Source organism: Rhizobacter sp. P3_C12 (genome assembly GCF_056402735.1).
In genome coordinates this window covers 1-9451 of sequence record NZ_JBFUGW010000243.1, presented here as the reverse complement: position 1 = coordinate 9451, position 9451 = coordinate 1, and the positions used below count along the sequence as shown (strand labels likewise).

The 9451-nt window shown below is 72.6% G+C and carries 11 protein-coding genes; 4 read left to right on the top strand and 7 right to left on the bottom strand.

Translation table 11 applies throughout. The features are described 5' to 3' along the window. The 4 genes from AC1DXV_RS26760 to AC1DXV_RS26745 all read left to right on the top strand — a co-directional run. A partial coding sequence (locus AC1DXV_RS26760; protein WP_477936422.1) for a YifB family Mg chelatase-like AAA ATPase occupies nucleotides 1-986 on the top strand: 986 nt, incomplete at its 5' end. Nucleotides 987-1136: 150 nt separating this feature from the next. Continuing rightward, nucleotides 1137-2270: an ABC transporter substrate-binding protein gene (locus AC1DXV_RS26755; RefSeq protein WP_477866244.1), complete on the top strand. Its 1134-nt coding sequence runs from the start codon at nucleotides 1137-1139 to the stop codon at nucleotides 2268-2270. Between the two features lie 20 nt (nucleotides 2271-2290). Then, nucleotides 2291-3436, top strand: coding sequence for an ABC transporter substrate-binding protein (locus AC1DXV_RS26750; RefSeq protein ID WP_477866242.1), 1146 nt, complete (start codon nucleotides 2291-2293; stop codon nucleotides 3434-3436). Between the two features lie 10 nt (nucleotides 3437-3446). Beyond that, the gene (locus AC1DXV_RS26745; RefSeq protein ID WP_477866240.1) at nucleotides 3447-3743 is read left to right on the top strand and encodes a hypothetical protein; all 297 of its coding nucleotides are present in this window, start codon (nucleotides 3447-3449) and stop codon (nucleotides 3741-3743) included. 21 nt (nucleotides 3744-3764) lie between these two features. On the opposite strand, the gene AC1DXV_RS26740 is transcribed toward AC1DXV_RS26745, so the two are convergent. The 7 genes from AC1DXV_RS26740 to AC1DXV_RS26710 all read right to left on the bottom strand — a co-directional run. Then, the gene (locus tag AC1DXV_RS26740) at nucleotides 3765-3977 is read right to left on the bottom strand and encodes a hypothetical protein (RefSeq protein ID WP_477866238.1); all 213 of its coding nucleotides are present in this window, start codon (nucleotides 3975-3977) and stop codon (nucleotides 3765-3767) included. Nucleotides 3978-4045: 68 nt separating this feature from the next. Further along, the gene (gene dsbD / locus AC1DXV_RS26735) at nucleotides 4046-5872 is read right to left on the bottom strand and encodes a protein-disulfide reductase DsbD (protein ID WP_477866236.1); all 1827 of its coding nucleotides are present in this window, start codon (nucleotides 5870-5872) and stop codon (nucleotides 4046-4048) included. A gap of 13 nt (nucleotides 5873-5885) precedes the next feature. Further along, a complete protein-coding gene (locus tag AC1DXV_RS26730) occupies nucleotides 5886-7022 on the bottom strand; it encodes a DUF3570 domain-containing protein (protein ID WP_477866234.1) in 1137 nt (378 codons plus the stop codon). After that, complete coding sequence (locus AC1DXV_RS26725) at nucleotides 7009-7233, bottom strand: DUF4266 domain-containing protein (RefSeq protein WP_047509768.1); 225 nt, start codon at nucleotides 7231-7233, stop codon at nucleotides 7009-7011. The genes AC1DXV_RS26730 and AC1DXV_RS26725 overlap by 14 nt, the downstream gene beginning before the upstream one ends. Before the next feature lie 26 nt (nucleotides 7234-7259). Next, nucleotides 7260-7763, bottom strand: coding sequence for a TlpA family protein disulfide reductase (locus AC1DXV_RS26720; RefSeq protein WP_477936420.1), 504 nt, complete (start codon nucleotides 7761-7763; stop codon nucleotides 7260-7262). Beyond that, entirely contained in the window at nucleotides 7760-8149 is a 390-nt protein-coding gene (locus tag AC1DXV_RS26715) for a hypothetical protein (RefSeq protein ID WP_477866230.1), read from the bottom strand. The genes AC1DXV_RS26720 and AC1DXV_RS26715 overlap by 4 nt, the downstream gene beginning before the upstream one ends. Then, on the bottom strand, nucleotides 8146-9451 hold a 1306-nt coding region (locus AC1DXV_RS26710; protein WP_477936418.1), incomplete at its 5' end, for a S8 family serine peptidase. The genes AC1DXV_RS26715 and AC1DXV_RS26710, both read right to left, overlap by 4 nt.

Below are 9451 nucleotides of genomic sequence, written 5' to 3'. Positions count from 1 at the left end.
AGCCGCTGCCGCGCGCGCTGCCACCGCGCCCGGGTGCGCCGGCGGCGCTGCCCGACCTGCGCGACGTGAAGGGCCAGAGCGGCGCGAAGCGTGCGCTCGAGATCGCCGCGATCGGCGGCCACAGCCTGTTGATGGTCGGCCCGCCCGGCACCGGCAAGTCGATGCTGGCGCAGCGCTTCGCCGGGCTGCTGCCGCCGCTGACGGCGCAGGAGGCGCTCGAGTCGGCCGCGGTGCTCAGCATCAGCGGCAGCTTCCGCGCCGAGCGCTGGCGGCAGCGGGTGCTGCGCAGCCCGCACCACGGCGCGTCGGCGGTGGCGCTGGTGGGCGGCGGGTCGCCGCCGCGGCCGGGCGAGATCTCGCTCGCGCACCACGGCGTGCTGTTCCTCGACGAGCTGCCCGAGTTCCCGCGCGCCGCGCTCGAGGCGCTGCGCGAGCCGATGGAGACCGGCCGCATCACGATCTCGCGCGCGGCGCGGCAGGCCGATTTCCCGGCGCAGTTCCAGCTGATCGCGGCGATGAACCCGTGCCCCTGCGGCCACCTGGGCAACCCGCAGCGCGCGTGCCGCTGCTCACCCGACCTGGTGCTGCGCTACCAGGCGCGCATCAGCGGCCCGCTGCTCGACCGCATCGACCTGCAGGTCGAGGTGCCGGCGCTGCCGGCCGAGGCCCTGGCCGCCGCCCCCGACGGCGAGCCGAGCGAGCGGATCTGCGAGCGCGTCCTGGCCGCACAGCAGCGCGCGCTGGCGCGCCAGGGCTGCCGCAACGCGCAGCTGGCCGGCGATGCGCTCGACCTGCATTGCGCGCTCGACACGGCCGGCGCGGCCTTCCTGCGCGCGGTGTCGAGCCGGCTCGGCTGGTCGGCACGCAGCTTTCACCGCGTGCTGCGGGTGGCACGCAGCATCGCCGACTCGGCAGGCCGTGAGGCCATAGCGAACGCCGACCTGGCCGAGGCCATCCAGTACCGGCGCGCGCTGGCGCCCGGGTGACGGCGAGGGAGCAGCTTCTTGACGTGACCTCGGTCACGCTTGCGGCGCCTGCATTCATCGATCAGGGCGTGGTCGACGCGCGGTCATGCGGACCGGCCAGGGGTTCCCTACATTCGCGGCTCGTTTCCAGCCCGCCCGAGGTTCCCCCCGATGCAGTCTTCCCATCGCCCGCCGGCTTCCCTGCTGATGCGCGCCGCCGGCCTGGCCGCGCTGCTGCTGTCGCAGGCGGCCCTGGCCGACATCGTCGTCGGCCAGGTGGCGCCGTTCAGCGGCCCGCAGGCCGTCACCGGCAAGGCCGTGCACGCCGGGGCGCAGCTCTGGTTCGATGCGGTGAATGCGCGCGGCGGCATCAAGGGCCAGCGCATCCGCTTCGTGACGCGCGATGACGCGCAGAAGCCCGACCAGACGGTCCGTCTCGTCAAGGAGCTGATCGAGAAGGAGTCGCCGGTCGCCCTGCTGGGCACCATCGGCACCACCAACCTCGAGGCGCTGGCGGCCGACGGCGTGCTGGTGCGCACGCATGTCGGCATGGTCGGCGCGATCTCCGGCGCCGCCTCGGTGGCCAGCGCCGACGGCATGCTGGTCGTCAAGGCGAGCTACCGCGACGAGGTGAACCGGCTGCTGGGCCAGCTGTCGCACCTGGGCATCCGCCGCGTCGGCCTGGTCTACCAGGACGACGGCTTGGGCAAGGACGTGCTGGCCGGCGCGCAGGACGCCGCGGGCCGCTTCGGCATGACGCTGGTCGTGCGTGCCGGCTACCCGCGCAACACGATCGAGGTGGGCAGCGCGGTCGACCAGATGATCGCGGCCGCGCCCGAGGTGGTCGTGCTGGGCGCCACCACCGCGGCCGCCATCGAGTTCACGCGCCGCTACGAGGTCGCCGGCGGCCATGCGCTGCTGTACGGCATGTCGATCATCGACACCGATGCGCTGCTGAAGGCGCTGGGCACGCAACGCGCCCGCGGCTACGCCTTCTCGATCGTGCTGCCGCAGACGTCGCAGCCGAGCCTGTCGATCGTGCGCGAGTACCTGGCCCTGCAGGCCGCGACGCCGAGCCCGGACCTGTCGGCCCGCTCGATGGAAGGCTTCATCGCCGCGAAGGCGCTCGTCATGTCGCTGGAGAAGACGCAGCGCATCACGCCCGAGGCCATCACCGCGACCTTGCGCAGCTCGCCCCCGCTCGACCTGGGCGGCTACGTGCTGGACTTCGGCACGCGAGGGCGCGGCGGCTCGCACTACGTGAACTTCGGCATCTTCGGCACCAACGGCCGCATCGTCCAGTGAACCGACACCCCATTCCGATCATGCAAGCAGCACCCATCCGCCGGCGCCTCGCCCTGTTCGCCATCGCCGTCTCGTTCAGCCTCGGCAGCCAGGCCGCCGAGCGCGAGCTGGTGGGCAACACCATCCTGCTCGGCCAGTCGGCGCCGTTCAGCGGGCCCTCGTCGCAGCTGGCCACCGAGTTCAACCTCGGCGCGCGCACCTACTTCCAGTCCGTCAACGAAGCCGGCGGCGTGCACGGCCGCAAGATCGAGCTGCGCACCAGGGACGACGCCTACGACCCGGCGCGCACCGTGCAGAACACGCACGAGCTGATCGAGAAGGACGGCGTGCTCGCGCTGTTCGGCTACATCGGCACCTCGACCACGCTGGCGGCGCTGCCGGTGCTCACCGCCGCGCAGGTGCCGCTGTTCGCACCGGCCTCGGGCGCCGCCGCGCTGCGCGAGCCGTTCAACCGCTACGTCTTCAACCTGCGCGCCGGCTATGCCGAGGAGGCCGACCACATCGTCGAGCAGCTGAGCATCACCAACCTGACGCACCTCGCGGTGTTCCACCAGAGCGATGCCTTCGGCACCGCCGGCATGGACGCCGTGGCCCAGGCCGGCAAGAAGCGCAAGCTCGCCCTGGGCACGGTAGCGACCATCGAGCGCGACAGCACCGACGTGGCGGCACCCGCGAAGGCCCTGCTGGCAGCGCACCCCGATGCGGTGGTGCTGGTCAGCTCCTACGCCTCGTGCGCAGCGCTGATCAAGGAGATGCGCAAAGGCGGCTTCAAGGGCCAGTTCGTCAGCCTGTCGCATGTCGGCGGCAAGTCGCTGGCCGACGAGCTGGGCAGCGCCGGCGCCGGCCTGCAGGTCTCGGAGGTGGTGCCGTTCCCGTGGGCGGAGGCGAGCCCTGTCCAGCGCGAGTACGCGCAGGCGATGCGCAAGGCCGGCGTGCCGACGCGCAGCTTCCATTCGATGGAAGGCTTCATCGCCGCGAAGGCGATGACCGAGGCGCTGCGCCGCACCGGGCCAGCACCGACGCGCGCCAAGCTGATCAGCGCGCTGGAGACGATGCACGACTGGGATGCGGGCGGCTACCACGTGACGTTCAGCCCCGAGACCCACAACGGCGGCCACATGGTGGAGATGACGATGCTCGGCTCGGACGGCCGCTTCCTGCACTGAGCGCCCGAGGATGCTGGACGCTGGGTGGGCCGTCCCGCCGGAGTTCGACGCCATCCGGTCGGAGGCGGACCTGCGCGCCTTCGTCGAGCGCTTCCGCCTGAAGGCCTTGCGGTCGCATCCGGCTTCGGCGCAGACGCTGGGCGAATGGAGCGGCGCGATCGACGGCCGCACGGTGTTCGTGCGAAGCCGCCGCGTCGCGGCACCACACGGGCCGCGCGGTGCGTGGCTGCAGCGGGTGAGCCTGACGGTCGGCACGGCGGCCGGTGGCCCGCTGTCGGAGCGGCAGCTGTATTTCGCCGTGGCGTGAGTTCAGGCGGAGAGCAGCACCTCAGTTCAGCCGCGCCGGCGGCAGCACCGGCATCCTGAACAGGCGTCCGTCGGGCAGCACGACGAAGTGGCAGGTGGTGCCGGGTCGCTCGGTGACGGTCATCGACGCGCTGCGCCACGAGCGCATCTCGGTGGGGTGGGGCTCGCGCAGCTCACGCAGCGTGATGGCAACGTGGGTCGGCGCGGATGTCGGGGCGGCTGGATGTGTGTTCATGTGTTCATTTTGTTGAGCACATGAAAGAAGCCGGCCTCACCGGCGAACCGGCGTGCAGCGGCGCGAAATCAGCGCCGCGGGTCGAGGTGCTCGCCGAGGTGCTCCCGGAAGCTCGCCGCGTCGAGGAAGCCCACCACCCGCGCCTCGCTGCGCTCCTCGCCGCCCGGCGGGAAGAACAGCAGCGCCGGCGGCCCGAACAGGCCGTACCTGCGCATCAAGGCCTTGTCCTGCGCATTGTTGGCCGTCACGTCGACCCGCAGCAGCGTCATGCCGGCCAGCCGCTCGCGCACCGCGGCGTCGGTGAAGGTCAACGACTCGAACTCCTTGCAGGCGACGCACCAGTCGGCATACAGGTCGACCATCACCGGTTTCGTCGACGTGCGCACCGCGGCATCGAGCGCCGCCAGGTCGGCCACCGGCTGGAACGGCAGCGCCGCCTCGCGCGTGCCGCCGGCCGGGCCCGAACCAGCGAGGTGCTGCAAGGGCTGCAGCAGGTCGCGCCCGCCGGACGCGATGCCGGCCAGTTGCAGCACCGCGAGCACCGCCAGCAGCAGGCCGACGCCACGCGTCGCCGCACGCCCCGGCGACGCGGTGCCGCCTTCGAACGCGCCGAGGTACACCGCGCTCGCCAGCAGCAGTGCCGCGGCACCGAGCATCAGCCCCCACGACGGCAGCACCGGCGACACCATCCACAGCGCCACCGCCAGCAGCATCACGCCGAAGAAGTGCTTGACGCGGTCCATCCACCCGCCGGCGCGCGGCAGCAGCGAGCCGGCCGACACGCCGACCAGCAGCAGCGGCACGCTCATGCCCGATGCGAGCGCGAACAGCGCGATGCCGCCCAGCCACACGTCGTGCGTGCGGCTGATGTAGACCAGCGCACCGGCCAGCGGCGCCGCGACGCAGGGGCCGACGATCAGCGCCGACAGGCCGCCCATCACGAACACGCCGAGGTATTGCCCGCCCTGCAGCCGGCCCGACACCTCGCTCAGCTTGCTCTGCAGCGCGTTCGGCAGCTGCAGCTCGTAGACACCGAACATCGACAGCGACAGCCCGGCCAGCAGCAGCGCGAACGCGCCCAGCACCCAGGCGTTCTGCAGCGCGGCGGCCAGCCCTTCGCCGAGCAGGCCGGCCGTCATGCCGAACGCGGTGTAGATGAGCGCCATGCCGAGCGAGTACGCGAGCGCCAGCGAGAAGCCGCGCCAGCGCGAGACCGTGCCGCGCTGCCCGACGATGATCGACGACAGGATCGGCAGCATCGGCAGCACGCAGGGCGTGAACGACAGCAGCACGCCGGCCAGCAGGAACACGCCGGCCACCGTCAGCAGGCTGCGCGATTGCAGCGCGCTGGCGAAGCGGCCGGTCTCCGGTGCGGCAGGTGCAGTGGGCGTCGCAACGGGTGCGGCCGGCGCGGCAGGCGCAGCCGTGGCATCCACGTCGGCCACCGCCGCCACGGTCCATCCGCCGGCAGCCGGCTTCAGGTCGAACGCGTGCGAAGCCGGCGGGTAGCACAGGCCTTTCTCGGCGCAGCCCTGGTGGCCCACGGTGAGGCGGAACGGCGGCGCATCGGCGGCGATGGGCAACACCATCGTGAGCTCGTCGTGGAAGATCTCGACCTCCTTCTGGAAGGTCGGGTCGAACTTGGTCTTGCCGCGCGGGATCGCCACCGCCGCGCCCGCCGCCGTGGCCGGCGCGGCCTGCACGCCCAGGCGTTCGCGGTACAGGTAGTAGCCCGGCGCGATCGCGAAGTGCATCGCGACGTGCCGTGCGTCCTGCGCCTGCACGCTCAGCCGGAACGCGGCCTCGGGGTCGAGGAAATCGTCGGCCGCAGCGGCCGCCCGCAACGGCAGCAGCGCGGCCATCAGCCACAACGCCCTGAACAACAGGTTCTTCATCGCAGGGTCTCCGTCAAAACTGCCGGCTCACGCCGAGCTGCACCGAGCGCGCGCGGAACGGCTCGAGGTTCGGCGACCCGTCGCCGCCGGCGCGCCAGCTGCCGCGCTGCTCGTAGGCCTCGACCTTCGCGTCGACGGTCCACAGCGCGTCGAGCTTGTACTCGGCCTTCAGCCCCAGCGTGAACGCGCCGAAGGCCGACAGCCGCTGGTCGCCCGAGTTCAGCTGCCCCGGCGACAGCGCCGGGAACACCGGCGCGCCATTCGCATCGACCTGCGCCCTGGCGTAGAAGTCGGCCGCCCCCTGCGTGTGGTACCGCAGCAGCGGCGTCAGCGCGAACTGCCCGCCGAGCGGCTGCACCCACTCGGCCTGCAGCGTGTGGGCGCGCACGCCGTAGCTGTCGCGGTAGGCGCGCCAGCTGCTGCGCAGCGTCGCGCCGAGGTCGGCGACGTGGTGGTTCCAGCGCGCCAGCAGCGTCGCCTGGCGGCGCCGGTCGGGGCGGAAATCGAAGTCCTTGTACGGGTCGTCGAAGTAGCCGTGCCCGAGGCTGTGGCTCACGTCGATCTGCACCAGGTCGACCGCCGACACCGCCTGCGTGACGCCGACGATCACGTCGGTGCCGCTGCGCTCGCGGCGGTCGATGCCGAGGTTGCCGCCATCGGTCGGGTGGATGCGGTCGCGGTTGCCGCCGATGCCGGCATGCCAGGTCGTGTTGTTGTCGTCGCTGGCCCACGAGCCGTTGAGCGACAGCGCATCGGAGTCGTAGTCGTGCTCGCGCGAGACGCTCGCGCCGATGGAATACGACGCGCGGTCCAGGTAGTGCGTGACCCGCACGTCGCCGGCGCGGCGCGTCTCGTGCATCGTCGAGGCGCTGGAGACCGCGCTCTGCCAGCGCGGCGTCGCACCCGACAGCGAATCCAGCACCGCCGTGCCCTCCACCGACCAGCGCGGGCCGAGCGGCGCCAGCAGGTAGAACGACGGCGAATCGACGGTGATGCGGTGCAGGCCGGGCTGCGAGTCCTCGTAGTGCAGGTGCTTCAGCGCGACCAGGCCGTGCTCCGGCGCGCCCTGTGCCTGCGCGCTGCCGGCCCAGACGCCGGGCAGGGCCAGCGCGGCCAGCACCAGGGCGCCGCGTGCGTCAGTTACATCCACAGCCACCTCCGCCGACGCCGTAGCCACCCGAAGCGGCCTCTTTGCTCGCATAGATGTGCTGCGCATAGCGCTCGCCGAGCGCATCGCCGGCCATCGTCATCTCGGGCCGCGCGAGCTGGCCCTTCTCCCACGGCTGCGGCGGTGCCCAGGCGGCACAGCCGCCGAGCACGGCCAGGCACAGGCAGCCGGCTGCCCGAAGCATCGGTCGCATCGAAGATCCTTGAATTGAAGAGAGAACTACGGGGTCGCGAGCGCCGCGGCGAGCTTCGCCTCCAGCGCCTGCCGCTCGTCGTCGCGGAAGCCCTGGTGCACCATCAGCACCTCGCCGTTGCGGCCGATCAGCACCGAGGTCGGCATGCCCTTCACGCCGAAGCGCTTGGCCGAGGCACCGGCGGCATCGAACGCGAGGCCGAAGCGCGCCGGCAGCTGCGCGAGGAACGCATCGGCATCGGCCCGCTTCGCATCGAGGTTGATCGCGACGATCTGCAGCCCCTTCGCGCCGTACTTCGCCTGCATCTCGTTCATCCACGGGAACGACTGCCGGCACGGCCCGCACCACGAGGCCCAGAAGTCGACGTAGACCAGCTTGCCCTTCAGCGCCGACAACTTCGGCGCGGCGTCCACCGCGGCCGGCAGCTCGACGTCGGGCGCCGGCTGGCCGACCTCGACCGCGAAGGCCGGCAGCGCACCGATCCCACCCGCCGCGAGCAGCGCGGCGGCCACCGTGCGCCGCCAGCTCATACGCAGCTGGCCGTGACTTCGTGGTCGTGCTGGGCGCCGAGGGTCGAGGTCACGCTCACCGCCTGCCCGGCCTTCAGCGCCTGCAGCTGCGCCGGCGTGAAGGTCACGCTGTGGGCGTGCGACGCGGTGCCCGTGATGTTGTAGGTCTTGTCGGTGGTCGAGTCGAGGTCGGCGGTCGCGATGACCAGCACATGGCCATGGTTGCCGGCGATCGCACCGCCGGACGAGCCGCAGCTCTGCGGGGCCGGACCGGGCGCCGGGGCGGGGGCCGGCCCCGGCGCGGGCGCCGGGCTGCCATCGCTGCCACCGCCGCCGCAGGCCTGCAGGAACAGCATCACCGTGCTGCCGGCGGCGGCTCCCAGGAATCCCTTGCGTGTCATCGTCATTGCATCGCTCCTCTTGGTCTTTCATCGACCGGTTCGACAGGCAGGCCCGTCGGCCTGCGGCTCGAAGCGCACGGTCCACGACCGTCCTGCTCCTGTCGGTGTGTGCGGGTGGGAGCGAAAAGAGTTGCAAGCGCTTCGCAGGCATTGATCGAAGCCCCGCTGCGGCTGCGTTCGAGCGCGGTGCGCACCGCGGCGGCATCCTGCGACGGCGCGGCCTCGAGCAGCAGCGCGGCGACCGCGCTCGCATGCGCGGCCGCGAGCGACGAGCCGGAGCTGTAGTCGTAGCGGCCGCCAGGTTCGAGCGTCAGGATGTCGCGGCCGGGCGCGCGCAGCACCGCATCGGGCACGCCCTGCATCGCGCGGCCGGGGCCGCTGCTGTCGACCGCGATCACGCCGGCGATGCCGGTCGGGAAGCCGTGCGGCCGGCCGTCCGGCGGCATCGCGCCGATCACGATGCGGCCGCGGCCCAGCGCATGGGACACCAGCCGCGTGAGCAGCGGGTCGTCGGGCCCGCCCAGGCTCAGGTTGATGATGCGGGCGCCGTCGTCGATGCTCGCGCCCAGCGCCTGCGCGAGCGTGAACGAGTTGCAGCGCGCACCGCCGTCGGCTGCCACGCGCTGCCAGCAGGCCTTGTAGACCGACAGCGTGGCCTGCGGCGCGATGCCGACGATGCCTTGCCGGTTGTTCGCGACCGCGGCGATCACGCCGGCCACCTCGGTGCCGTGGCGGTCGGCGTCGAAGCGCGCCGCGCTGCCGTCGACGAAGTCGCGCGTCGCCGCGATGCGGCCCTGCAGGTCCGGGTGGGTGGTGTCGACGCCGGTGTCGATCAGCGCGATGCGCACGCCCTGCCCGCGCGCGCGCTGGTGCGCGTCGGCCGCATCGAGCTCGACGAAACCGCTCTGCAGGTCGACGTACGGATCGTTGTAGGCCGCGCCGGCCGGCGCATGCACCGCGTCCGGCAGGCTCAGCGTGTCGAAATCCTGCAGCGGCTGCGCCAGCTCGACGCGCGGATCGCGCGCCAGTGCGGCCAGCACCTGGTCGCGCTCGGCACCGGGCGCGATCTCCAGCACCACGCAGTGCACGCGCAGCGCGCTGATCGGCCAGGCGGCGAGCTCGCGCAGCCCGTGCTCGCGCTCGATCGCCTCGAGCACCGCGCGGGCCTCGCTGCCGGCGCCGTAGCGCTGGCTGGCGTGGTAGGTGGCGAGCGTCGAGCCGGCCTGCGGCACGATGCGCTCGCGCGGGTTCGCGACCGCGACGACGATCAGGCGCTGCGGGTGCTCGCGCAGCAAGGCCGCGTCGGCC

What these genes read in the sequence shown, in the direction of transcription:
- AC1DXV_RS26755 (WP_477866244.1), top strand. Translation starts at nt 1,137, where the DNA reads ATGCAGTCTTCCCATCGCCCGCCGGCTTCCCTGCTGATGCGCGCCGCC.
- AC1DXV_RS26750 (WP_477866242.1), top strand. Translation starts at nt 2,291, where the DNA reads ATGCAAGCAGCACCCATCCGCCGGCGCCTCGCCCTGTTCGCCATCGCC.
- AC1DXV_RS26745 (WP_477866240.1), top strand. Translation starts at nt 3,447, where the DNA reads ATGCTGGACGCTGGGTGGGCCGTCCCGCCGGAGTTCGACGCCATCCGG.
- AC1DXV_RS26740 (WP_477866238.1), bottom strand. Translation starts at nt 3,977, where the DNA reads ATGAACACACATCCAGCCGCCCCGACATCCGCGCCGACCCACGTTGCC.
- dsbD (WP_477866236.1), bottom strand. Translation starts at nt 5,872, where the DNA reads ATGAAGAACCTGTTGTTCAGGGCGTTGTGGCTGATGGCCGCGCTGCTG.
- AC1DXV_RS26725 (WP_047509768.1), bottom strand. Translation starts at nt 7,233, where the DNA reads ATGCGACCGATGCTTCGGGCAGCCGGCTGCCTGTGCCTGGCCGTGCTC.
- AC1DXV_RS26720 (WP_477936420.1), bottom strand. Translation starts at nt 7,763, where the DNA reads ATGAGCTGGCGGCGCACGGTGGCCGCCGCGCTGCTCGCGGCGGGTGGG.
- AC1DXV_RS26715 (WP_477866230.1), bottom strand. Translation starts at nt 8,149, where the DNA reads ATGACGATGACACGCAAGGGATTCCTGGGAGCCGCCGCCGGCAGCACG.